Source organism: Agromyces selenitireducens (assembly GCF_052748465.2).
This window is the reverse complement of the sequence record NZ_CM188259.1, coordinates 1,091,416-1,114,579: the sequence shown is the minus strand read 5'-3', so window position 1 is coordinate 1,114,579 and position 23,164 is coordinate 1,091,416. Positions and strand designations below refer to the sequence as shown.

The following is a 23,164-nucleotide window of genomic DNA, read 5'->3' as shown; positions in this document are numbered from 1 at the left end:
GTCAGGCCCTCCGCGAGACGCGCCGACGTCGCTTGGACCGCGCGACCGCATAGAGGATGGCGGCGGCGAGGATCAGGACGCCCTGGAGGATGTACTGCCACATCTGGTCGAGCCGCAGGAACACCGTGGCGTTCAGCACCTGGACGAGCAGCATCGAGCCGAACAGCGTGCCCACGAAGGTCCCTCGTCCGCCCAGGAGGCTCGTACCGCCGAGGACCACCGCCGTGATGCTCGAGAGCGTGTACGCGACGCCCTGCGACGGGTCGCCCACGCCGATCTGCGTCATGAGCATGATCGCGCCGAGGAACGTGAGCACCGAGGTCGCCACGTACGCGAGCACGATCGTCGGGTTGATCTCGACGCCGACGCGTCGCGCGGACTCCTCGTCGGAGCCGGCGGCGCGCAGGTGCCACCCCCACGGGGTGCGGCGGAGCGCGTACTCGAGCCCGATGACGACGAGCACCAGCACGATGAATGCGACCGGGATCGGACCGAGCTTTGTGGTGATCGCCCGCGACACGTCGGCGTTGATGTAGCCGTCCGCGGTCGGGCGGAGGATGAAGCTCATGCCCTGCAGCGCGATGTAGACCGTCAGCGTGGCCGCGATCGCGGTGAACTTCACGTACCTGATCAATGTGCCGTTGACGAGCCCGACGATGATCGAGGCGCCGAGCATCGCAGCGAAGCCGAGCAGGATCGACGTCGTGGGCGTCTCGTTGAGGATGAAGAAGGACCCCACCACGACGAGGAAGCCGACGAGCGGCCCCACGGACAGGTCGATGCCGCCCGTGAGCAGCGCGATCGTCTGGCCCATGGCGATGAAGCCGAGCGCCGAGACGAGCAGCAGCATCGAGGAGATGTTGAACGCCCCGAGGTAGCGGTCGTTCTGCGCGAAGATGAATGCGCCGAGCAGCACCATGACCGCGACCAGCAGGACGGCGGGCGCGTAGTCGCCCTGGACGAAGCGGCGGATCTTCGCGCGGCGGACCGCGGTGCGCTCGTCCATCTCGGCGTCGGCGATGTCCTCCACGCCGACGGTCTGCGTCGTCGAGCTCACGGCGGCGTGGATCATCCGCTCCTCGGTGAGGTCGTCCCCTCGGAGCACGTCGACGACGTGTCCGCGCGACATGACGATGACGGTGTCGCACAGGCCTTCGAGTTCCTTGGCGTCCGACGACGCGACGATGACCGGGATGCCGGACGCGGACACCTCGCGGAGGATCTGGTAGATCTCGGCGCGGGCGCCGACGTCGACGCCCTGCGTCGGCTCGTCGGCGAGCACCAGCTCCGGCTCGGACAGCAGCGCCCTGGCCACCATGACCTTCTGCTGATTGCCGCCCGAGAGCGACGACACGGGCGCATCGAGCGAGGCGGCCTTCACCGACAGCGAACCGAGAGTGTCGCCGACCATGCCGAGCTCGCGCTTGCGGTTCAGGAGCCGGGCGGTGCGGAACCGGGTGAGCGCCGAGACAGCCGCGTTCTCGCGGACGGTGAGGCGCATCATGAGTCCCTCGCTGAGGCGATCGGCCGGCAGGTAGGCGGCCTCACTGAGGAGGCGCTTCGCTGTGACCCGGGTGCCGTCGATCGAGACGGTGCCGTCGAAGTGGGAGAGCCCGGCGAGCGAGCGCAGCAGCTCGCTCTGCCCGTTGCCGACGACGCCGGCCACGCCGATGATCTCGCCGCGCCGGGCGGTGATGGAGACGTCCTTGAAGCCGGGACCGGTGAGCCCTTCGACGATGAAGTTGGGTGCCTCGTCGGCGGGCCCGTCGTGCTTCGGAGGGAAGGTCGAGTCGAGCTGCCGCCCGACGATGAGCGAGAGGAGCTCCCGGTCGGAGATCTCGTCGACGATCGCGGTCGCGCGAAGTCGCCCGTCGCGCAGGACGGTCACGCGGTCGGCGAGCTCTCGGACCTCCGCGAGCCGATGGGTGATGTAGACGACCGAGGTCCCGGCGGCGACGAAGTCGCGCACGAGCCCGAACAGCATGCGGACGGCCTCCTCGCCGAGCGGCGCGGTGGGCTCGTCGAGGACGAGCAGCGCGGGCTTCACGGCGATCGCCTTCGCGATCTCGAGGAGGTGCTTCTGGGCGACCGAGAGCGCCTCGACCCGGTCGGAGAGGTGCACGCGCAGGTTCACCCGCGCGAGAAGGGAGCGCGCGGACTCCTCGCGCGACGGGGCGTCCGCGAAGACCGACGCCGGCAGCGCCACGAGGAGGTTCTCGAACACCGTCATGTCCGGGAGCACCGCCGGGTGCTGGTGGACGAACGCGATGCCGAGCCGGGTCGCGTCGCGCGGGTCGATGCCGTCGATGGCCTCTCCGCGGAAGACCATCGAGCCGGCGTCGGGACGGATCGTTCCTGTGGCCACGTTCATGAGCGTCGACTTGCCGGCGCCGTTCTCGCCGAGCAGCGCATGGACCTCGCCCGGGCGCACCTCGAGGGAGACGTCGGTCAGCGCAGCGACGCCGCCGAAGCTCTTCGAGATGCCGGACATGACGAGCGTGGCGACCGTGGTCGGGGCTTCGGCGGCTTGCATGTTCACGTGAGGATCCTCACTCCGGGCTCGGGATCGGGTTCGGGTGGTTCGTTGGTCTCCCGGCCCGCCGCTGGGCAGCGGGCCGGGAGACCGTGAGGTGACGGATGCCGCTACTCGAGCAGCGCGGCCTGCTCGTCGGCGTCCATCTCGGCGGACAGGTAGATGTCGCCGGGGAGGTCGTCACGGCACTGGACCTCGTTCGGGTCGCCGTCGACCGAGTCCTCGAACTGCGGCGCCTCGAAGACGGTCTCCGAGGGGATCTCGCCGCCCGTGGCACGTGCCACGGCGTGCTGCACGGCCAGGCGCACGTTGTCGTTGCCGGTGGCCACGGTGGTCAGCTTGAAGTCCGGGTTGTCCGGCGACTTCTCCTGCCAGAAGCAGGCGAGGACGTTGCCGTCCGACGTGGCGAGCGCGGGGATCGAACGGCCGCTCTTCTCGAACTCGGGCAGCGCGCCGACGAGCGACGGGCCGAAGTCGGAGACGATGACGTCGATCTGGTCGTACTTCGCGATCGCCGCGGTGAGCACCTGCTGGGTCAGCGCGGGGTCCCAGTTGGTGACCTCGTAGGGCTGCTCGCCGATGAACTCGTACTTCGGGTCCGTGAGGACGGACTCGAACCCCTCGCGCTCATCGAGGCCCTGGCTGTTGCCGGCCGGACCGCTGAGGAAGAGGATGTTGGCGCCGTCGGGGAAGTTCGCCTGGATCCACTCGCCCCAGGCCACGCCGTCGGCCACGAAGTCGGCGCCGACCCAGATGTCGTAGTCCACGCCGTCCTCGCCGCCCGGGTCGACCCGGTACGGGACCGTCACGACGCCCGCCTCATAGGCGCTGCGCAGTGCCGGGAGCATGGCCTCGCCGGCATCCGGGAACACGACGATCGCGTCGGCGCCCGAGGCGACCATGCCCTGGATGTCGGAGATGGCCTTCTGGGTGTCGCCCTGACCGTCGGCGTACAGGTACTCGACGACGCTCGGGCACTTCTCGACCTCGGCCTGGCCGGCCGCGGTCGTGACGAGTCGCCAGCTGTTGCCGCCGAAGCCGTCGAGCAGGCCGACGACGGCCTCCTCGGGGCCGCACCAGGCGGGAGCGCCCTCGACCGAGGTGCCGCCCTCTTCGGCGGCCTCGTCGGCCCCGCCCGAGGAACAGCCCACCAGGGCCAGTGCCGAGACGCCCGCGACGGCGATCGCCGTGGCGATTCTGCGGTGAATCATGTTGTCCTCCATATCCGCGCGACCGCCATGTCGCACGATTCTCTTGGTGCACCTCGCTCCGTAGGAGCGGGGGTCTCAGGGTGTGGCCGGCGCCGAGGCATCCGACCTTGCAGCGAGTCTTCGGCGCAGCGCGGCCCAGTCCACGGTGTAGATGGCCACGCCGATCGCGAGCGCCGCCGCCTGCACCAGCGTGCGGACCGCGAACGGCACGCCCAGGGCGAGCACGAACTGGTCGAGCTGGCTGAGGAACAGCGCCGCGACGACGGTGGCAACGGGATAGCCGCGGCCGCCGAGCAGGGACGTGCCGCCGAGCACCACGACCGCGACCGACGTCAGCAGGTACGTGTTGCCCTGGAACGCCGTCGGCTGGTTGGTGATGCCGGCGAGCAGGATGCCGGCCGTCGCGAACAGCAGCTGCGCCCAGACGTAGGCGGCTCCGCGGTGCGTCCGGTACTTGAGCCCGGTCGCCCGTGCCGCTGCCGGGCTGGCGCCCACCGCCTCGAAGCGTCGACCCGCGACCGTTCGCTTGACGAGGATCGCGACGACGAGCAGCACGACCAGCGCGATGAGCAGGGCGTTCGGGATGCCGAAGGTGCGACCGCCCGCGATGGAGCTGAGCAGTCGCGTGGTCGTGCGGGGGATGCCGCCGGAGATGCCGAGCACGGCGCCGAAGAGGAGCGCGTTGGTGCCGAGCGTCGCGATGATCGGGTTGAGGCCCAGTCGGCCCACCATGAACCCGTTGAGCAGGCCGGCGCCGATCGCCCAGGCGTAGACGGCGAGGATCGCCGGCACCAGCATGGAATCGTCCTGGTTCGGGATGTGCGTCGAGAGCACGACCGCCAGCGACACGGCACCAGGCACCGAGAGATCGATGCCGCCCTGCTGCACGACCAGCATCTGGCCGAGTCCCACGATCGCGAGGACCGACGCGAACGGCAGCATGCCGAGGACCGCGCCCTGCGAGACGCTGCTCGGGGCGATGGCGAAGCCGAGGATGACGAGCACGACGAGCGAGACGGCCATCGTCAGCAGTCCCTTGGACACGCCGAAGCGCGCACTTGTCAGGCGCCGAGGTGTCGATTCGTCGGTCATGCTCTCCCCTTCGAAAGTCATCCCGTCGTCCGGCCCGACCGAACGAAGTGTTGAGCCACACTTTATGGATTTCCCGCGGTGTTCACAAGCGTTGTAGGTAACGATTCCGCCCGGAACCCGTTGCGGAGGCCGATGAGGGTCGCGGCCGTCCACTGCACGAAGGCCGCTTCCCACCGCGCCCAGAACCTCTGTGAGAGTCGAAAGCCCCGCGAATCCGCGCAAGCGTGACCACCGCGCCGAGCCATTCGCTTCGTCGCGGCCGACGAGCGATGGCCGCCTCGCTGGCCGTACGCTAATGTTTACCTCAACTGAACAACGCCGTTCGAAAGAGGTTCACATATGAACACTGACCAGCAGCGCCGGGCGCTCGTCGTCGGGGCGACCGGGATCGCGGGACAGACGGTCTCGCGCCAACTCGTCGACGCCGGCTGGGAGGTGCACGGCCTCGCACGACGCGCACGACGCCTACCCGACGGCGTGACGCCCGTACAGGTGGACCTGCTCGACGCCGAGGCCACCCGGGCAGCGCTCGCGGGCCTTCGGCCGGAGGTCGTCATCATCACCGCCTGGATCCGCAAGGACACCGAGGCCGAGAACATCGAGGTCAACACCCGGACGCTGCGCAACCTGTTCGCCGCGCTCGAGCCCGACGGCGGCGTCCGTCATGTCGCGCTCCTCACCGGCCTCAAGCACTACCTGGGCCCGTTCGAGGACTATGCCACGGGTGTCAAGGCCGAGACGCCGTTCCACGAGTCCGAGCCCAGGCTGCCCAACCCGAACTTCTACTACGCGCAGGAGGACGAGCTGTTCGCGGCCGCCGAGCGCATGGGCTTCACCTGGAGCGTGCACCGCTCGCACACCATCTTCGGCTTCGCCGTCGACAACGCCATGAACATGGTGCTCACGCTCTCCGTCTACGCGACCATCTGCAAGGAGCTCGGTCGGCCGTTCGTCTTCCCCGGCTCGGTAGCGCAGTGGAACTTCGTCACGGACGTCACGGATGCCGACCTGCTCGGCGAGCAGCTCGTCTGGGCGTCGACGCACCCGGAGGGCGAGGACGAGGCCTTCAACATCGCGAACGGCGACCAGTTCCGGTGGCGCTGGCTCTGGCCGCAGATCGCCGCGTACTTCGGCGTGGACTGGGAGGGCCCCGGCGAGACGCCGCGCACGCTCGTCGAGTCGATGACGGATGTCGCACCCGAGGTGTGGCGCCGCATCGCCGAGCGTGAGGGCCTGGCGGAAGCCGACGTGACGAAGCTCGCGTCGTGGTGGCACAGTGACAGCGACCTCGGTCGCGAGGTCGAGTGCATCACCGACATGACCAAGAGCCGCGAGGCGGGATTCCTCGGCTTCCGCTCCACGCCGAAGAGCTTCTTCGACAAGGTCGAGCGGTACCGCGAGGCGAAGCTGCTCCCCTGAGCGGCGACGACGAGGGGGCGGCGGGACCATCTCGTCCGCCGCCCCCTCGACGTGCCCGACTCGCGTCGGCCGACTCAGGCGGACGCGGTGAACTCGATGTGGGCCTTGATGTTCTCGGCGGGCCGCTGCGCGGCCTCGAGGGCCTGGGTCGCCTCGTCGACCGTGAAGCGGCTCGTGACGAGGGACGAGAGGTCGATTCCCGACTGCGCCATGAAGCGCAGGGTCTCGGGCCACACTCCCGGCGACCCGATCGAGCCGGTGATCGTCAGCTCCTTCGACTGGATCAGGCCGAGCTTCGCCGGCGCCTCGCGTCCGACGTCGATCCCGATGTACCCGATGCGCCCCTTGAACGCGGCGATCTCGAGGGCCCGAGCCATCACCTCCGGCCGACCGCTCGCCTCGATCACGACGTCGGCGCCCCGACCGTCGGTCTCCGCGGCGAGGAGGTCGTCGAGGTCGGCCGGGTCGACCGCCCGGTGGGCGCCGAGCGCGACCGCCTGGTCACGGCGCGACGCACTGGGCTCCGCCACGATCGTCTTCGCGCCGAGCGCCGCCGCTGCGGCCGTCACGCACAGGCCGATGGGGCCGGCGCCGAGCACGACGAGCGTGTCGCTCGCGTTCACGTTGCCGACGCGCATGAGCGCGTAGTACGCGACGCTGAACGGCTCGACGAGCGCGCCGTTCGTCCACGACACCCCGTCGGGCAGCCGGTGCAGCCAGCCTTCCTTCGCGACGAAGAACTCGGCGGCCGCACCGCTGATCGAGAACCCGAAGTGGTCGTCTCCGATGACGCATTCGCCGACGACACGGTCGCCGGGCGCGAGGCCGGTCACCTTGGAGCCCACCGCCACGACCTCGCCGGACCACTCGTGCCCGGGGATGATCGGGTACTCGAACGGGATGATGTACCGACCCTCGAGCAACTCGATGTCGGAGTGGCAGACCCCGACCGATCGGGCTGCGACGAGCACTTCGTCGTCGGCGATCTCCGGAACCGGGAGCTCCTGGACCGCCGGGGTGCCGACGGCGGTGTACTGCAGTGCCTTCATGACTCTCTCTCCTGGGTTGCTCATTCGGCCCGGACGAGGACCTTGACCTGGTCGCCGGTCGGCGAGAGCAGCGTCTCGAACCCCTTCTCGACGATGTCGGCCATGTCGATGCGGGCGCTGACCACCTTCTCGACGTCCATGCGGCCGCGCCCGATGAGGTCGATGATGCGCGGCCAGTCGGTGACGGGATAGCACCAGGTGCCACGGAGCGTGATGTCGCGTTCCGACAGCACCATCGGATCGATCGCTGCGGGCTTGGTGTGCAAGCCCGTCTGCGAGATGTCGCCTGAGGCGCGCACCGACGCGAGCGCCGTCTGCAGCGCGATCTCGTTGCCGGAGCATTCGATCACCGCGTCGACGCCGATGCCGCCGGTGCGGTCCTTCAGCTCCGCCGCGACATCCGTCGAACGCGGATCGAGCAACTCGCCCACGTCGAGCGAGCGGGCCAGCTCCTGCCGCTTCGGGTTGACCTCGGACATGTACACCGTCGCGCCGAGCGAGGCGGCGTAGAGCGAGGCGAGCGCCCCGATCGGCCCGAGTCCCGTGACGAGGACGGTGTCGCCGGGGCGGACACCTGCCCGGTCGACGCCGTATGCGGCGACCGCCGTCGGCTCGACGAGCGCACCCTGGATGTCGCTCATGGAGTCGGGCAGCCTCGCGACCTTCGACTCCGGCACGACGCACTGCTCGGCGATGCCGCCCCACGCGTCGCTCAGGCCCACGCACGCCATGGACGTGCAGAGATGGTTCAGCCCGCGACGGCAGAAGTAGCACGCGCCGCAGAACAGCAACGGCATGACGGACACCCGGTCGCCCACGCGGACGGAGGTCACCTCGGCGCCGACCTCGAGCACCTCACCCGAGAACTCGTGCCCGAGGATCTGCGGAGCGGTCGACCCGTTGAGCGGATGCGGCTCCGTGGGAATCACGATCGGCCCGACCGCGTACTCGTGCAGGTCGGTCCCGCAGATACCGCACCAGTACGGCTTCAGTCGCACCTCGTTCGGCCCGACCGACGTCGGTTCCGCGACATCCTCGACCCGGATGTCCTTCGCGTCGTGGAAGACGGCTGCTCTCATGGCACTCGGCCACCTTTCTGTGTTCGGGTGCGCGCGTCGCGGTCGGTCGCGGCGGCGACGGGGTTCAGGAGGATCGGGTGGGGTCGAACAGGACCTTGCCTCGGATCTCGCCGCCGGCGAGCCGGGCGAGCTGGTGCGGCACCTCGTCGAGCGGATGGACGGCCTCGACGAGCTCGTCGCCGAGATCCGTGGTCGCGAGGATCTCGAGGGCGGGCGCGAGGTCCTCGCCGCAGATGTGCGCGACCGTCGTGGCGATCGTCACCTCGTTCATCACCAGGCGGTGGACGTCGAGGTCCTGGTGCGCCGACGGCAACCCGACGCCGAGGATCGTCCCACCCTGTCGGACGAGGTCGAGCGCGACCGAGAGCTGGCCGGGCGCCCCGGTCGCCTCGATCACGACGTCGGCCCCGCCCGTGCCCACGACGGCGCGCAACGCGGGGACGAGGTCGTCGTCGACCGGCACGACCCGGGTGGCGCCGAGCCGCAGCGCGCGGTCGAGTCGATCGCCTGCGAAGTCCACGACGGTGATGTCGGCATCGACCAGCGACACGAGTCCCGCGAGGATGAACGTGCCGATCGCGCCCGCGCCGAACAGGATGACGCGATCGCCGTCGCGCGCGCCGGCGCGCCGCGCGGCGTGCAGGCCGACGGCGAGCGGCTGCGCGACGCCGGCATCGTCGAGCGAGCATCCCGGCGGGATCGGGACGAGCGTCGAGGTCTCGACGGCGACGTACTCGGCGAGGCCGCCGTCGACGTTGAGCCCGTGGGTGACGTAGTGCGCGCACAAGTTGGTGCGGCCCTCCCGGCATCGGTCGCACTCCCCGCATGAGACGCCGGCACCGGATGCCACGTGGTCGCCGACCGCGAAGCCGTCGACCGGCCCCCCGGGCAGGTCGACGATCTCGCCGACGAACTCGTGGCCGATGACCAGCGGACCCGTGTGCCCGCTGTTGGGGTGGACCCGGTCGATGGGGAAGATGATGGGGCCGGACTTCCACTCCGTGGCATCCGTGCCGCAGATGCCGCTGCGCAGCACCTTGACGAGCGCCTGGCCCTCACGGGCGATCGGGATGGGCCGCTGCTCGACGCGCACGTCGCCGCGACCGTGGTAGACGGCGGCGTCCATCGTCCCGACGGGCGTCGTCATCCCTCCTCCGACGGGTCGTCGCGCCGACCCCACGTCGTGTTGAGGTGCGACTGGGAGTCACGCGTGAGGTTCAGGGGACCGCCGACCGCGTGGTACCGCGGGCCGGCGACGAGCAGCTCCTCTGCCGGGAACTTGGTGATGACCTCGCATCCGTGCGCGGTCACGACCACCTCCTCCTCGATTCGCGCTGCGCCCCAGCCATCGGCCGACGGCCAGTACGTCTCGAGCGCGAACACCATGCCCTCCTCGATGACCTCCGGGTGATCGAACGAGACCAGCCGGGAGAAGATCGGCTTCTCCCAGATCGAGAGCCCGACGCCGTGACCGTACTGCAGCGCGAATGCGGCTTCCTCGTCGGGGAACCCGAACTCCTGCGCCTTCGGCCAGACCGACACGATGTCCGCCGTCGTCGCGCCCGGCCGGACCAGCGCGATGGCCCGGTCCATGTACTCGCGGGCCCGGGTGTACGCGTCGCGTTGCGCCGAACTCGCCGAGCCCACTGCGAAGGTGCGGTAGTAGCACGTGCGGTAGCCGTTGTAGCTGTGCAGGATGTCGAAGAATGCCGGGTCGCCCGGCCGGATGAGCCGGTCGGAGAAGACGTGCGGGTGCGGCGAGCACCGTTCTCCCGAGATGGCGTTCACGCCCTCGACGTACTCGGATCCGAGGTCGTACAGCGTCTTCGCGACGAGTCCGACCGCCTCGTTCTCGCGCACGCCCGGGCGGAGGAACTGGTAGAGGTCCTCGTACGCGGCATCCACCATCGAGGCGGCCTGGGTGAGGAGTCGGATCTCGTCGCCGGTCTTGATGCGGCGCGCCTCCAGGAACACCTGCTGGCCGTCGACGACCTGAATGCCCTCCCGCTGGAGGGCGAACAGGATGGGCAACTCGATCACGTCGACGCCGAGCGGCTGGTTGGCGATGCCGAACTTCTCGAGTTCGCGCTTGATCTTCTTCGCCACCCCCTCGGCGATCTCCGCGTCGGGCGGGAAGGCGCCGCGGAGCGTCGAGATGCCGGCACGCGCGCCGCTCTCCAGGCGAGGCCGTTTCGCGCCCTCGTGCGGCGCGTCCGGGTCGGCGTCCATCTCGGTCGTGGTCACGTCGAGCCATGGGTTGTAGAGCTTGTGGTGCTTGGCCGCCGAGCCGAAGTCCCACGAGATCGGATCGCTGTTGCGCGTCAGCAGGCTGAATCGGATGAGCTTGTCCATCGCCCACGTGCCGATGTGCGTGGCGGTCATGTACCGGATGTTCGAGAAGTCGAAGGCCAGGAGCGCACCCAGGTCGGACCGCTCGAGTTCGGCCTTGAGGCGCGCCAGCCGGTCGTCGCGCAGTCGGTCGAAGTCGACCCGCGCCTCCCAGTCGACCGAGTTCATTCCCGTCGTGCCCGTGCTCTTCATGTTGATCGCTCTCTCGGTGTAGGGCCGACCTCGCTAGACGAGGATCATGCCGCCTTCGATGGGGATGATCTGCCCGGTGATGTAGTCCGAGTCGGCCGCGGCCAGGAAGACGCCGGTCGGCACGATGTCGGTCGGGTCGGCGGGACGGCCGAGCAGGATGCCGCTCGACATGGAGTCGAACCCGTTCTGGCCCTCGCCGATCTCCTCGAGCTCCCTGTCGAGCTTCGTCCACAGCGGCGTGGCGACGACGCCGGGCGCGAATCCGTTCACCGTGATGCCGTGCTCGGCGAGTGCCCGCGCACCCGCCTGCGTCAGGGAGATGACGGCGGCCTTGGCCGCGCTGTACGGCGCGAAGCTCGAGAAGCCCTGACGACCGGCGATGGAGGCGGTGTTGACCACCTTGCCACCGCCGCCCTGGGCGATGAACCGCCTCGCCGCCTCCTGGGTGCCGATGAGGACCCCGAGTGCGTTCACCCGCATGACCAGCTCGAAGTTCGACTCCGTGATGTCGAGGAACTTCATGGGCGAGTTCATCCCGGCGTTGTTGAAGTAGGCGTCGAGCCGGCCGTAGCGCTCCACGGCGTGCGCGATGCCGCCCCGCACCGCCTCGCGATCGGTGACGTCGACCCGCACCGCGCTCGCCGTGCCTCCCGACGCCGCGATCTCACCGGCGAGCGACTCGGCCGCATCGAGGTTGAGGTCGGCGATGACCGCGTTCGCGCCCTCCGCCGCGAATCCGGTCGCCAGCGCCGCGCCGATGCCGGATGCGCCGCCGGTCACGATGATCGTGCGGCCCTCGAGACGTCGGGTCATCTGGATGCTCCCTTGCTTCCCACATCCGGCCGGGGCCGGACGGCGTCATCGCCATGTGTTCACTATAACTGAACTTAGACCCTTCTGTTGGGTCAAATCAAGTGAACAGGCCGCAGTGCGCGACGACCCCTTCGTGGCCGCATCGAGGCACGTTCGATGACCGGAAACGTGCGGTTTCGCGCGCATTCACCGCGCTGCCGCGTCCGGCCCGGGGCCTTGCAGGATCAGGCGATGTGGTGTTGAGTCTGAGTGCAATCCGTTCAGTGAAGCGCTCGTCTCGGCGCATCATCCGGGCACGACACGAGGGAGTGGAAATGGCATTCACGGTCAACGGCGTCCACCACGTCGGCATCACCGTCCGCGACATGAAGCGATCGTTCGAGTGGTACTCGCGGATGTTCGGCTTCGAGCCCGGGCCCGTCAACCACGGCTCGGGACCCGAGCTCGAACGCGGCGTGCAGGTCGAGGGCGCCGAGCTGTCGTTCTCGATGATCCGCGTCGGGAACGTCAACATCGAGTTCCTCGAGTACCACCATCCCGAGGGCAGGGACTGGGACCGCGCCAACGGCGACGTCGGTTCCTCGCACATCTGCTTCATCGTCGACGACATGCAGTCGGCGTACGACGATCTCATCGGCAAGGGCGCCGTGTTCAACGGTCCTCCCGTCACGCTCACCGACGGCGACCTGGCGGGATCGCAGTGGGCGTACCTGCGCGACCCCGACGGGATCCAGCTCGAGATCTGGCAGTATCCGAAGGAGTCATGAGTGAGCCGGCTCGCGGGCGGCGTACGCCCGCGAGCCGGCTCCAGCGCTCACTCGTCCTCGGTGTACTGGTACGGATTCGCGATCTGCTCGTCCTCGGGGATCTGCGGGTGCATCCACTCGTCCCACGCCTGCTCGCCGAGGCTGCTGCGCACGTGCTCGACGGATGCCGCGACCTTGTCGCGAACGGGCGCGAGCGGCAGGTCGATCCGCTTGCCGTCGTACTTCACCACCTTGCCGTTCACCACGACGGTGTGCACGTCGGCCGTGCCGGCCTGGTAGACGACGTGGGCGTAGGGGTTGAGGATCGGGGTCATGGCGGGCGACTCGTCGTTCTTGATGAGCACCACGTCGGCCTTCTTCCCGACGGTCAGCGATCCGAGCCTGTCGGTCATGCCGAGCGTCGTCGCACCGCCCATCGTGGCCTGCCACACCACGTCCTCGGCGCGGAGTCGATTGACGTTGACGGTGTCGCCCTTGGACTGCGCCTCGAGGTGGTCGCGTGAGCGGAACGCACTGAGCGTGGCCCGCATCGCCGAGAAGAAGTCGGCGCTCCACCACACGCTCGTGTCCATCGACAGCGACGCGGGGATGCCGTACTTGCGGATCTCCCACGTGGACGGGTACCCCTGCCCCGCGCTCTGCTCGCTCTCGGTGGAGACCGACACCGTGCCGCCGGTGGCCGCGATCTTCTGGTAGCTCTCCGGGCCGAGCGATGCGGCGTGGACGTAGGTGACCTTGTCGGTCATCCACCCTCCGTCGTACATGCTCGAGATGCTCTGGTCGGTGGTGGCGCCCCAGACCCCGGCGTGCGTCGTGACCCGCAGGTCGAGCTCGCGGGCCGCCCTGAACGCATCCGCTTCGGGGAATTCGTCGCTGGCCGGGACGTCGAACGCGAGTTGGAGCCCGAGCATGTCGTCGGGCGCGTTGAAGTGGTCGGTGACGAACTTCCGGAACTCGGGGCTGTTCGCCCATTCCCACGGCGCGCCGAGGTAGTTGCCGTAGGCGAGCACGAACCGCCCGGGGATCTCGCGGAACGCCTGCAGGGCCGCCTCCCCGTACTCGGGGGTGCGGAGTGCGTGCGACCAGTCGAGCGTGGTCGTGACGCCCTGGTCGATCGACTCGAGTGCGCTGAGCAGGTTGCCCGCGTAGATGTCCTCCGGACGGAAGACCTCGCCCCAGGTCAGGTAGTAGAACACGAAGTACTGGCTCAGCGCCCAGTCGCCTCCGTAGCCGCGGAGGGCCGTCTGCCACATGTGGCGGTGCGTGTCGATCATGCCGGGCATGACGATGCCGCCCGAGGCGTCGATCTCGAGGGTGCCCTCCGGCACCTCGAGCTTCGGGCCGACCCCGGTGATGGTATCCCCGTCGATGAGCACGTCGGCGTTCTCGAGCACGCCCTGCGAATCGACGGTGATCACCGTCGCGTTGCGGAAGACGACGGGCCGGCCGGAGGCGAACTCCTCGGGGCGGGGTCGTGCGGATGCGTCGGTCATGGTTCCTCCTCGTTGAGTGATCCGATGCAGCGTCGCCGGGTCAGGTGATTCGCCAGCCGCGGTCGACGCAGAGATTGATGCCGGAGACGCCGCGGTTGGCGAGCAGGAACATCGTGGCGCCCACGATGTCGGCCATCGTCGCGAGGGCGCCGCCGGGCGTCCTCGACTCGTACGCGGACAGCACGCCCTCGGGCTTGCCCGCCCAGAACGGGCTGTCGCCGACGATCCCCGGGTGCAGGCCGTTCACCCGCATCGGCGCGAGCTCGAGGGCGAGCGTGCGCACGAGGCCCTCGATGCCGCCGTTGATGGTCGAGACGGTCGTCGAGCCCGGATACGGCGCGTCCTTCGCGCGCCCGCCGAAGAGCACGATGCCGGTTTCCACGGTCTCGTCCATCCGGTCGAGGAGCGTGTGCACGGTCTCCGTGTACCCGACGAGCTTCAGCGTGACGAGCCGGGTCGCGCGGGCGACGTCGTACTCGCGCACGGTGTTGGCGTCGCGTTCGATCGCGGCGAGGACCAGTCCGTGGACCTGCCCCACCTTGCGCAAACCGTTGGGGATGCCCTCGGGGTCCGAGAGGTCGACCGCGGCGCCGGCCGCGCGATCGCCGATGGATGCCGCAACGCGGCGCGCTCGATCGAGGTCGCGTCCCGTCAGGACCACGCGGTCGCCTGCGGCGACGATCTGCTTCGCGACCTCGAGCCCGATGCCCGAGGTGCCGCCCACCACGACGATCGTGCGCTCGCTCATGCCTGCTCCTCGAGTTGCTCCGCGAGGTAGGACCAGTCGCGGACGAATCGGTACGCGTGCCTCGCGGGCATCTGGGGCGACTGCGTCTCGAGCCAGCGGACGGGTGCGCCGGTCGCCTCGAAGGAGTGGATGCAGCCCACGCCCGCCCAGGCGATGTCGCCGGGCCCGAGGCGGATCGACTCCCCGTCGAACGTGGCGTCCACCTCGCCGTCGAGGATCAGGTACGCCTCTTCGAGCGGATGGTCGTGGGGTCCTGCCCTGCCGTCGGGCTCGTACTGCACCATGAACATGGTCGACAGCACCGAGCCGAGGTCGGAATCGACCATCATCTTCAGGGAGATCCCGCTGTAGACGAGCAGCGCGGTGCGCATGCTCGCGGACTGCGCGAGCAGCGCCTGCGACTGGCGACCCGGGTCCATCTGCTCGCTCGTGATGGCGCCGAAGGACCGCGTCCGGGGATCGCGCGGGTCGACTCGGATCGGGTCGCGTTCCGGCAGTTCCGGGACGCCGAACGTGTCCGATCCGTAGCGCTTCCGCGGGGGCGGGGTGAGGATGTCGGCCCAGACCGCGTCCTCGTCGCCGACCGAGCGCCACGCGTGGGGGACGCCGACCGGGATGACGCCGTAGTCGCCCGCGACCAGGTGCACCGTGGCTTCGGGGGTCGCGAGGACCACCTCCCCCTCGAGCAGGTGGAACGACTCCTCGAACGAGTGCAGGTGCGCGGGCACGGACCCGCCGGGGGCCAGCCTCGAGATTCCGAAGTCCGTGTGCGCCGCGCCGTCGTCGTAGCCGACGGCGCACCATCGCGTCAGCCCGTTCGAGCCCGGCGCGAGACCCTCCGGGATCTCGTATGCGGACGAGTCGGATCGACGGACGACGTAGCGAGCGTTCATGGGCTGCCTCCACCGGGCTGAACAACGGCGTTCAGTTCTGGTGAACAGTCCATCCGCTTGCATGGACATTGTCAAGGGTCATCCCACACACTCGCAGGGCGACGATCGGGGAATCCCCCGAACGCCGCCCCGAGTCAGGTGCGCAGTGTCACTGCACGATCGGCAGCCCCGTGGCATCCGCCGCCTGCTGCATCGAGCCCGCGTCGGTCACCTCGAGTCCGGCCTGCTCCATGATCTGCGTGGCCTGCGCGGAACGGTTGCCGGACTTGCAGTACACGACGTACTCGTCCTCGGGGTCGAGCGCGGGAACCTCCGCGGCCAGCTGGCCGGACGTGAGGTCGAGGTTGACGGCGCCGTCGAGGTGCCCGGCGGCGTACTCGCCGGGCGTGCGCACGTCGACGACGACGGTGTCGGAGTCGAGTTCGATCGGCTCGGCGGAGGCGCAGCCCGTGAGGGCGAGCGCGGCGGCGCCGGTGGCGGCGACGAGGGCGGCGCGGATGCCGCGGGCGCGGCGGATCGGACGGGTGGCGGGACGGCCCGAGGGGCGGAGGAACGAGGTCTGCATGGCTCCATAATACCCCAGGGGTATCGTCTGATAGACTGACGGCATGGCTTCCGTGAACATCACCCACGACACCATCGAGTCCACCATCAAGGACAACGACATCGTGCTGCTCGACTTCTGGGCCGAATGGTGCGGCCCGTGCCGCATGTTCGGGCCCATCTTCGAGCGCGCTTCCGAGCAGCACACCGACGTCGTCTTCGGCAAGGTCGACACCGAGGCGGAGCAGGCGCTCGCCGCGGGCTTCCGCATCACCTCGATCCCCACGCTCGTCGTGTTCCGGCAGGGCATCATCGTCTTCGCCCAGCCCGGCGCGCTGAACGCCGCGCAGCTCGAGCAGGTCATCGAGGGCGCCAAGGCCCTCGACATGGACGACGTCCGCCGCCAGCTCACCGAGCAGCAGGCCGCGCAGGCCCAGCAGGCGTGAGCCGCCTCGTCCGCTCGCTCGGGGCGCGGTCATGCGCGGTGGGCCGCGGCGAGCGCGGCATCCGCGCCGTCATCGCCGTCTTCCTCGGCGCCTTCGCGCTCAACAATCTCGACACGCCCGTCTTCGCGATCCTCGCCGGGGGGTCCGCCGCGATCGTCGCGATCGGCGCGATCACCGGATGGTGCCCGACGAGCCTGCTCGGGCGCACGCCGGCCGAGTCCGAGCCCAACACGCTCGGCTACCCCGAGGCGCGACAGCAACTCCAGCACTGACCACGGCGCGTACGCTGGGCGCATGACGGACGCGGCGACCATCGGACCGGTGACGGCGCCCGACGTGCACGTCATGTCATTCAACATCCGTCGCCGCGTTCCCGGCACCCGCCCGTCCAGCCCCGATCGGTGGGCGACGCGTCGAGCGCTCGTGCAGCGCATCCTCGCCTCCGAGCAGCCGACGATCCTCGGCGTGCAGGAGGCCCTCTCCGACCAGGTGCACGTCATCGCCGAGGGCCTGGGCCCCGGATACCGGTGGGTGGGGATGGGCCGCGACCCCTCCGGCCGCGGGGAACGCTGCCCGATCTTCTACGACGCCGACCGCCTCGACCTGACCGCCTGGCGCCAGCGGGCGCTCTCCGCGACGCCCGACCAGCTCGGGTCGCGCACGCGCTCCTGGGGCAACGTCACGCGCCGCATCCTCGTCTCCGCCGGATTCACCGACCGGGCGACCGGCGCCCGCATCGTCGCGTACAACACCCACCTCGACCACCTGTCCTGGCGGTCGCGCCTCCAGTCCGCGCGCCTCATCGTGGAGCTCGTCGAGGCCTCGCACGCCGCCGATCCCGAGGCGGCCATCGTCGTCACGGGCGACTTCAACGCGAACGAGCGCTCCGCGGTCCACCGCAGCCTCACCGCCGACGGCATGCTGCGCGATGCGTGGGAGGCGGCCGCCGAGCAGGTCACGCCGCAGTGGGGCACCTATTCCGGGTACCGCCGACTGCGCCGCGGCGGCCCGCGCATCGACTTCGTCCTCGTCGGGCGGGGCGTCGAGGTCGCGCGGGTCGGCATCAACGCCACGCGGTTCGACGGGCGCGCGGCATCCGATCACGAACCCGTGCAGGCGGTCGTCAGGCCGCCGGCCGCCGCCCACGACCACGACCACGCCCACGACCACGACCACGACCACGACCACGAGGAGACCTGATGCGCGAGCTCTGGGAGGGCATCCGCCGCCGGGCGAACGGTCCGGCGGAGATCGCCGCCGACGTCCTCCGGCTCATCGGCGCCCTGTGCATCCCCATCGCCGCGATCGGCTGGGGCCCGCTGGGGGGCGTGAGCCTCGCGTTCGCCACCGGCGGGATGGTGGTTCCCCGCGCGCTTCGCGTGCGACCGGGGTTCGACATCGCCTTCGGCGTCGTCACGCTCATCGCGGTGTGGAGCAGCGTCACCGACCTCTACGTCACCGTGAAGTGGTGGGACCTGCCCGTGCACCTGCTCCTGAACGGGCTCGTCGCCGCGATCGGCTACCTGCTGCTGGTGCACTTCCGCATCGTCGCGGACGCCGACACGCTCCCCCGCCCGCTGGCGTCGACGGCCATCGTCACGACCGCATTGGGGCTGTCGTTCGGCGTCTTCTGGGAGATGTTCGAGTGGTTCGGCAAGACCTTCATCGACAGCGACATCTACGTCGGCTATACCGACTCGATCGGCGACCTGCTCTGGGGCGGCGCGGGCTCGCTGTTCGCGGGCCTCGCGATGCCGATCCTGGCGGCCCGGCCGCAGCGGGATGCCGCAGCCGGCCCGAACCACGCGACCGAGCCCGGCCGCGAATCGGAATCCGGCCCGGAAGCCGACATCAGCCGCGCCTGATCGCCACCGGCGTGCGCGCCGCCCAGTCGCGCACGAGTTCGTCGCGCACCGTGACGCCCGTACCCGCGGCATCCGGGACCCTCAGCTGCCCGCGGTGCTCGCCCGTGCCGAGGACGAAGGGCTCGGTGAGGTCCTCGGCGAAGTAGCGCGCCGACGCCGACGTGTCGCCGGGCAGCGTGAACCCGGGCAGCGCCGCGAGCGCGACGTTCGCCGCGCGGCCGACGCCGGTCTCGAGCATGCCGCCGCACCACACGGGCACGTCGAGCGCGCGGCACGCGTCGTGCACGCGCAGCGCCTCGAGGTAGCCGCCCATGCGCCCGGGCTTGATGTTGACGATGCTCGTCGCGGCGCGCTCGATCGCGTCGACCGCGGTGGTGACGTCGAGGATGGACTCGTCGAGGCACACCGGCGTGTCGCACGCCTGCGCCAGCCGGACGTGCGTGGCGAGATCCTCCTCGGCGAACGGCTGCTCGATGAGCAGCAGCTCGAACGGGTCGAGGCTCGCGAGGAGCGGGATGTCGTCGGCCGTGTACGCGGTGTTCGCGTCGACCTGCAGCAGGGCGTCGCGGCCGATCAGCTCGCGCACCGCGGCGACCGGCACGAGATCCCAGCCGGGCTTGATCTTCAGCTTGATGCGGCGGTAGCCCTCCTCGAGGTAGCCGGTGACCTCGTCGAGCAGCTCCTCGATCGTCGGGGCGATCCCGACCGAGACGCCGCAGTCGACCCACTCGCGCACGGCGCCGAAGCACTCCCCCATCGACCGTCCCTGCGCGCGCAGCTCGGCGTCGAGCACGGCCGCCTCGAGCGCGCCCTTGGCCATGCGGTGGCCCGCGACGAACGCGAGGGCTGGGGCGACGGATGCCGCGAGCGGGACGCTCGCGATCGACGCCGCAGCACCCCCGGCCGTGGCATCCGCTGCCGGATCGTCGACGTGCTGCTCGCGGTCGTCGACCCAGATCCCCGCGGAGTGCGCCGGGTCGTCGATGAGCACGCCGGAGACGTGCCCGTCGTCGGCGACGTGCGGCCGTCGGTCGCGCAGCAGCGCCGGCGCCAGGTAGCGCTCGATGACGGATGCCGCGCCGTCGACGTACTCCCCCGAGTAGAACGGGTCGCGACCGGCGACGCACTCGCCCCACCCGTCGCCGCGGTCGGTGCGCACGTGCACGAGGAGCACCTCGCGGGCGGTCTCGCGCCCGAAGGAGGTCTCGAACGGACGCACGAGCGGCACCTCGATCCGGTGCAGCTCGATGGCCTCGATGCGGGGCGTGGTCGTCGTCATCGTCGTCTCCTGCTCGTCGGCCGCTGTCCCCCAGTCTGTCGCAGGTCGCCGCGCGCGCCGGGAACCGAGAAGTCGCGCCTGCACGGCGCGACCGTAAAGACGCGACTCCTCGGGGGCCGGCGTGAGGCGGGTCAGGCGCGGGTGAGCTCGTAGAAGCGCCAGAACCCGAACCCGTCCTCCAGCACGCGCGCGTCGGCGAAGCCCGCCTCGGCGGCGTAGTGCCGCAGCGTGGACGGGCGCATGACGGTGCCGGTTCCGGCGCTCGGGCGGTGCGCGAGCCCGTCGGGCAGGCAGATGAACAGGCTGTAGCCGTACATCAGGCGGTCGAGGCCGTCGGTGTCCGGCGTGAACTCCTCGCCGACCGACTCGTCCATGATGACGACGACCCCGTCGTCACCGGTCGCGGCGCGCATCGCCGCGAGCACGGACTGGGGGTTCGGCATGTCGTGCACGCACTCGAACGCGACGACGGCGTCGTACGGTCCGTGCTCGGCGAGCTCGGCGGCATCCGCGTGGTGGAATCGCACCCGGTCGGCGACGCCCGCCGCCTCGGCGTGTGCGCGCGCGGCCTCGACCGACGGCCCGTCGACATCGAAGCCGTCGACCTGCGCGTCGGGATAGGCCTTCGCGATCGCGATCGACGACCAGCCCTCGCCCATGCCGACGTCGGCGATGCGGGCGCCGGGCCGGGCGAGCCGCTCGTGCACGTGCGGGTGCCGCGCGAACACGTCGGGTGCCGCCTCGAGCCACGGGCGGTTCATGTCGCCCTGCGCCTCGCGGGCGTGCACGCCGAGCTGCTCCCAGCTCACGCCGCCACCCGTGCGGTACGCCTCGACGAGCGCAGGCATCTGGGCGCCCGCGGCAGCGAGCATGCGGGCCAGGGGGCCCGTGTACGCGAGGCTCGAACGGTCGGCGAGCACCTCGGCCGGTCCCGCCGGCAGCGCATAGCTGCGGGCGTCGCCCGGCACGTCGACCGCGCCGGCGACCTCGAGGATGCCGCTCGCGGCCTGCTGCTCGAGCCACTCGCGCGCATACCGCGGTGCGGTGGAGGTGTGCCGCGCGAGCTCCACGGGCGTCAGCGGACCCTCGGCGACGAGGGCGTCGTACCAGCCGAGCTGCGTGCCGAGGTGGATCGACATGGTCTCGAGCCAGCCGAGGGCGGACGCGACCATGCGCTCCGAGAACTCGTCGGCGGTCGTTCCGGCAGCGGCGCCGCCGACGGTGGGTTCGGAGCGGGTGAGCACTGCGGTGTCGGACATCGGGATGGTCCCTTCGGTCGGTGGATGACCCCGACGCTACGGATCGGGGAAGTGTCGCCGCGTCGGGTGAACCGTGCAATCCGTGCCCGGCGCCTGCATCATTCGATGCAGGCCCTGTCTCACCGGCTCCGGTCGCGCCACCACGCCGCGGCCGCGGTCCGCGAACCCACGCCGATCTTCAGGTAGATGTTCGCGAGGTGGCGGCCGACGGTCTTCTCACTGATGACGAGCCGCTCGGCGATCTCGCGGTTGGCCGCACCGCGCGCGACCTGCTCGAGCACCTCGCGCTCGCGGGGCGTGAGCGGCCCCGCATCGACGGCGCTGCGTCGTGCCACCTCGAGATCGGCGAGGGCGCCCATGCGCTCGAAGATCGCGGACGCCTCGGCCCGAAGATGCGCAGCCTGCGCCGGGTCGCCGGTCCGGTCGTACGCGGCGGCGAGCCACGCGAGCACGCGCGCGTGCTCGCAACGGAGACCGTGCCTGCGGAAGTATGCGAGTGCCGCCTGCAGCGCCGTGATCGCGGTGTGCGGATCGCCATCGGCCAGCGCCAGCATCCCGTCGGCGTGATCGGCCCATGCCCGGAACCCCGGGCTTGCGAAATCATCCGCCAACGTGCGCAGCTCGTCACGGTAGGCGGCGGCCGAATCGGTTCGCCCGATCGCCAGGGCGATCTCCACGGCGGCGCGCAACAGGCGAGCCCTGGCGAGTCGGTCACCGGCGTCCAGCGCGGTGGTGATGAGGTGCCAGGCGCGCGACGGCTCGCCGTCCTGCAGCTCCAGCAGGGCCTCGCCGGGCACCGGGTCGATGCCCACTTCGCGCGCGAGACCGTACGCCGCACGGGCACCGCCGCCATCGCCGCGCAGGCGGCGCAGCTCGCCCAGTTGGTACCAGCCCGCGCCAGCCATCCAGGGATCGGTCGGAGCGAGGTTGCCGCACACCTCGGTGAGCGCGTCTTCGACGTCGTCCCAATCCCCCGCCGCGGAACGGAGTTCGAGCCGGTGGATCCGGCAGACGCCCACGTAGATGGCATCGCTGCCGAAGCGTCGACACCACTCCTCCGTCGCTCGCGTCCAATCCGCCATCCGGCGGTGATCGGCCAGTTCGTGGCACGTGTGGATCGTCGTGCAGAAGACGTCCCCTCCCCACTCGGGCTCGATCTCCTCCGCGAGCACGCCCAGCATCGCCTCGTCGAGCTTCGCGAACCCGCCCGCGACATCACCCGCACGCACGTCGGCCATCCCCGAGACGAACAGGCTCAGCGTCGCGACCGCCGGGTCCGGCAGCCGCTGTGCGAGATCGCGGAGCCGCTCGACGCTCTCGGCCGGCCACGGCGTGATGCCGTTCGGCATCCCGGCCCACGCTTCCAGGTACGTGAGGTAGGCGTGCTGCACGCCGTCGGGCAGGTCACGCAGGAGGGACTGCGCCCGACGCATCCACGCCATCGCGAGCGTGACGTCGGCCCCGGTCACGTGAAGCAGTGAGATCCGCAGCGCCGTCTCCGCGGCATCCTCGGCACGCCCCGCGTCACGGAACGCGGCGAATGCCTGCTCGGAGAGTGCGATCGCGGGCGCGGTGCGCCCGAGCCACCACTCGCTGCGACTCCATCTGACGAGATCGTCGGACCCGAGCGGCGCGTCGACGTGCGCGACCTCGAATCCGGCGGCCGCCGCCCGCCAATCCCGCCGGGCGTAGGCACTCCGGGATTCGTCGAGCCCCGCACGCGCCTCAGGCATGCCTGCATGCTAGCGCCGGACCGTGCCTGCCGTCAGAGACGGGCACGGCGCCGTCCCGCCCGATCCAGCGCGGACGCCGCGATCGCAGTCCTCGCGCCGCCTTCCGGGCGCGCGCCGCGGCGCGGATGCAGCCGTGCCGGACGTAGAGCGCGATCATGACCGCCATGGTGACGAGGTAGAACCCATGCAGCACCCAGATCGGTCCGATCGGAAGGGACGCCACGTAGACCGTGTGGATCACGTTGGCCGCGTTGCCGACGAGCAGCGCGGTGAAGCTGTACGACGTCATGTCCTGGGTGCGGATCGCCTTCGCGATCATCGGCAGATTCGCCACCGCGAAGAGAGCGGTCGACGCTGTCCCGGCGAGAGTTGCGATATCCATCCTCGAACCGTAGACGGGC

The 23,164-nt window shown here is 70.4% G+C and carries 22 protein-coding genes; 6 read left to right on the top strand and 16 right to left on the bottom strand.

Translation table 11 applies throughout. The annotated features are described in order from the left end of the window. Position 1: 1 nt before the first annotated feature. The 3 genes from ACULK4_RS05215 to ACULK4_RS05205 all read right to left on the bottom strand — a co-directional run bounded on the left by ACULK4_RS05215 (position 2) and on the right by ACULK4_RS05205 (position 4,788). The gene (locus ACULK4_RS05215) at positions 2 to 2,533 is read right to left on the bottom strand and encodes an ATP-binding cassette domain-containing protein (protein WP_445965935.1); all 2,532 of its coding nucleotides are present in this window, start codon (positions 2,531 to 2,533) and stop codon (positions 2 to 4) included. Between the two features lie 110 nt (positions 2,534 to 2,643). Next, complete coding sequence (locus ACULK4_RS05210; protein ID WP_445965713.1) at positions 2,644 to 3,744, bottom strand: substrate-binding domain-containing protein; 1,101 nt, start codon at positions 3,742 to 3,744, stop codon at positions 2,644 to 2,646. Between the two features lie 75 nt (positions 3,745 to 3,819). Then, positions 3,820 to 4,788, bottom strand: coding sequence for an ABC transporter permease subunit (locus ACULK4_RS05205; RefSeq protein ID WP_501043358.1), 969 nt, complete (start codon positions 4,786 to 4,788; stop codon positions 3,820 to 3,822). 387 nt (positions 4,789 to 5,175) lie between these two features. On the opposite strand from ACULK4_RS05205, the gene ACULK4_RS05200 reads away from it, so the two are divergent. Next, complete coding sequence (locus ACULK4_RS05200; protein WP_445965715.1) at positions 5,176 to 6,255, top strand: SDR family oxidoreductase; 1,080 nt, start codon at positions 5,176 to 5,178, stop codon at positions 6,253 to 6,255. Positions 6,256 to 6,329: 74 nt separating this feature from the next. Here ACULK4_RS05200 and ACULK4_RS05195 read toward each other — a convergent pair whose 3' ends face one another. From ACULK4_RS05195 to ACULK4_RS05175, 5 genes are all read right to left on the bottom strand, one after another. Continuing rightward, entirely contained in the window at positions 6,330 to 7,304 is a 975-nt protein-coding gene (locus ACULK4_RS05195) for a zinc-dependent alcohol dehydrogenase (protein ID WP_445965716.1), read from the bottom strand. A gap of 20 nt (positions 7,305 to 7,324) precedes the next feature. Further along, on the bottom strand, positions 7,325 to 8,383 hold the full coding sequence (locus ACULK4_RS05190) for a 2,3-butanediol dehydrogenase (RefSeq protein ID WP_445965717.1): 1,059 nt from the start codon (positions 8,381 to 8,383) through the stop codon (positions 7,325 to 7,327). Positions 8,384 to 8,447: 64 nt separating this feature from the next. Further along, a complete protein-coding gene (locus ACULK4_RS05185) occupies positions 8,448 to 9,530 on the bottom strand; it encodes a zinc-dependent alcohol dehydrogenase (RefSeq protein WP_445965718.1) in 1,083 nt (360 codons plus the stop codon). Next, positions 9,527 to 10,924 (bottom strand): M24 family metallopeptidase, encoded by a 1,398-nt coding sequence (locus ACULK4_RS05180; protein ID WP_445965719.1) that lies wholly within the window; start codon positions 10,922 to 10,924, stop codon positions 9,527 to 9,529. Before ACULK4_RS05180 ends, ACULK4_RS05185 begins: the two co-directional genes overlap by 4 nt. Before the next feature lie 33 nt (positions 10,925 to 10,957). Beyond that, positions 10,958 to 11,737, bottom strand: a complete 780-nt coding sequence (locus ACULK4_RS05175) for an SDR family NAD(P)-dependent oxidoreductase (protein WP_445965720.1) — start codon at positions 11,735 to 11,737, stop codon at positions 10,958 to 10,960. A gap of 314 nt (positions 11,738 to 12,051) precedes the next feature. Between ACULK4_RS05175 and ACULK4_RS05170 the strand changes: the two genes are divergently transcribed. After that, entirely contained in the window at positions 12,052 to 12,504 is a 453-nt protein-coding gene (locus ACULK4_RS05170; RefSeq protein WP_445965721.1) for a VOC family protein, read from the top strand. A gap of 47 nt (positions 12,505 to 12,551) precedes the next feature. Here the strand turns inward: ACULK4_RS05170 and ACULK4_RS05165 are convergent, their stop codons facing one another. The 4 genes from ACULK4_RS05165 to ACULK4_RS05150 all read right to left on the bottom strand — a co-directional run bounded on the left by ACULK4_RS05165 (position 12,552) and on the right by ACULK4_RS05150 (position 16,203). Continuing rightward, positions 12,552 to 13,997, bottom strand: coding sequence for an amidohydrolase family protein (locus ACULK4_RS05165; RefSeq protein ID WP_445965722.1), 1,446 nt, complete (start codon positions 13,995 to 13,997; stop codon positions 12,552 to 12,554). 40 nt (positions 13,998 to 14,037) lie between these two features. After that, positions 14,038 to 14,745, bottom strand: a complete 708-nt coding sequence (locus ACULK4_RS05160) for an SDR family NAD(P)-dependent oxidoreductase (protein ID WP_445965723.1) — start codon at positions 14,743 to 14,745, stop codon at positions 14,038 to 14,040. Continuing rightward, positions 14,742 to 15,638: a cupin domain-containing protein gene (locus tag ACULK4_RS05155; RefSeq protein ID WP_445965724.1), complete on the bottom strand. Its 897-nt coding sequence runs from the start codon at positions 15,636 to 15,638 to the stop codon at positions 14,742 to 14,744. The genes ACULK4_RS05160 and ACULK4_RS05155 overlap by 4 nt, the downstream gene beginning before the upstream one ends. Before the next feature lie 148 nt (positions 15,639 to 15,786). Then, on the bottom strand, positions 15,787 to 16,203 hold the full coding sequence (locus ACULK4_RS05150; protein WP_445965725.1) for a rhodanese-like domain-containing protein: 417 nt from the start codon (positions 16,201 to 16,203) through the stop codon (positions 15,787 to 15,789). Positions 16,204 to 16,246: 43 nt separating this feature from the next. On the opposite strand from ACULK4_RS05150, the gene trxA reads away from it, so the two are divergent. From trxA to ACULK4_RS05130, 4 genes are read left to right on the top strand one after another with little or no spacing between them, the layout of a single operon-like run. Continuing rightward, positions 16,247 to 16,627 (top strand): thioredoxin, encoded by a 381-nt coding sequence (trxA, locus tag ACULK4_RS05145; protein WP_445965726.1) that lies wholly within the window; start codon positions 16,247 to 16,249, stop codon positions 16,625 to 16,627. Beyond that, the gene (locus ACULK4_RS05140) at positions 16,624 to 16,899 is read left to right on the top strand and encodes a YgaP family membrane protein (protein ID WP_445965727.1); all 276 of its coding nucleotides are present in this window, start codon (positions 16,624 to 16,626) and stop codon (positions 16,897 to 16,899) included. The genes trxA and ACULK4_RS05140 overlap by 4 nt, the downstream gene beginning before the upstream one ends. A gap of 22 nt (positions 16,900 to 16,921) precedes the next feature. Next, on the top strand, positions 16,922 to 17,827 hold the full coding sequence (locus ACULK4_RS05135; RefSeq protein WP_445965728.1) for an endonuclease/exonuclease/phosphatase family protein: 906 nt from the start codon (positions 16,922 to 16,924) through the stop codon (positions 17,825 to 17,827). Then, positions 17,827 to 18,492, top strand: coding sequence for a DUF2238 domain-containing protein (locus ACULK4_RS05130; RefSeq protein ID WP_445965729.1), 666 nt, complete (start codon positions 17,827 to 17,829; stop codon positions 18,490 to 18,492). Before ACULK4_RS05135 ends, ACULK4_RS05130 begins: the two co-directional genes overlap by 1 nt. Here ACULK4_RS05130 and menC read toward each other — a convergent pair. From menC to ACULK4_RS05110, 4 genes are all read right to left on the bottom strand, one after another. Then, positions 18,479 to 19,771, bottom strand: a complete 1,293-nt coding sequence (gene menC / locus ACULK4_RS05125; RefSeq protein ID WP_445965730.1) for an o-succinylbenzoate synthase — start codon at positions 19,769 to 19,771, stop codon at positions 18,479 to 18,481. The two genes, ACULK4_RS05130 and menC, sit on opposite strands and share 14 nt — an antisense overlap. Positions 19,772 to 19,902: 131 nt before the next feature. Then, complete coding sequence (locus tag ACULK4_RS05120) at positions 19,903 to 21,030, bottom strand: SAM-dependent methyltransferase (protein ID WP_445965731.1); 1,128 nt, start codon at positions 21,028 to 21,030, stop codon at positions 19,903 to 19,905. A 119-nt stretch (positions 21,031 to 21,149) separates the two neighbouring features. Beyond that, complete coding sequence (locus tag ACULK4_RS05115; RefSeq protein ID WP_445965732.1) at positions 21,150 to 22,763, bottom strand: helix-turn-helix transcriptional regulator; 1,614 nt, start codon at positions 22,761 to 22,763, stop codon at positions 21,150 to 21,152. Continuing rightward, positions 22,756 to 23,145 carry a hypothetical protein gene (locus tag ACULK4_RS05110; RefSeq protein ID WP_445965733.1) on the bottom strand — a complete coding sequence of 130 codons (390 nt, stop codon included), beginning with the start codon at positions 23,143 to 23,145 and terminating at the stop codon, positions 22,756 to 22,758. Before ACULK4_RS05110 ends, ACULK4_RS05115 begins: the two co-directional genes overlap by 8 nt. Positions 23,146 to 23,164: the final 19 nt, after the last annotated feature.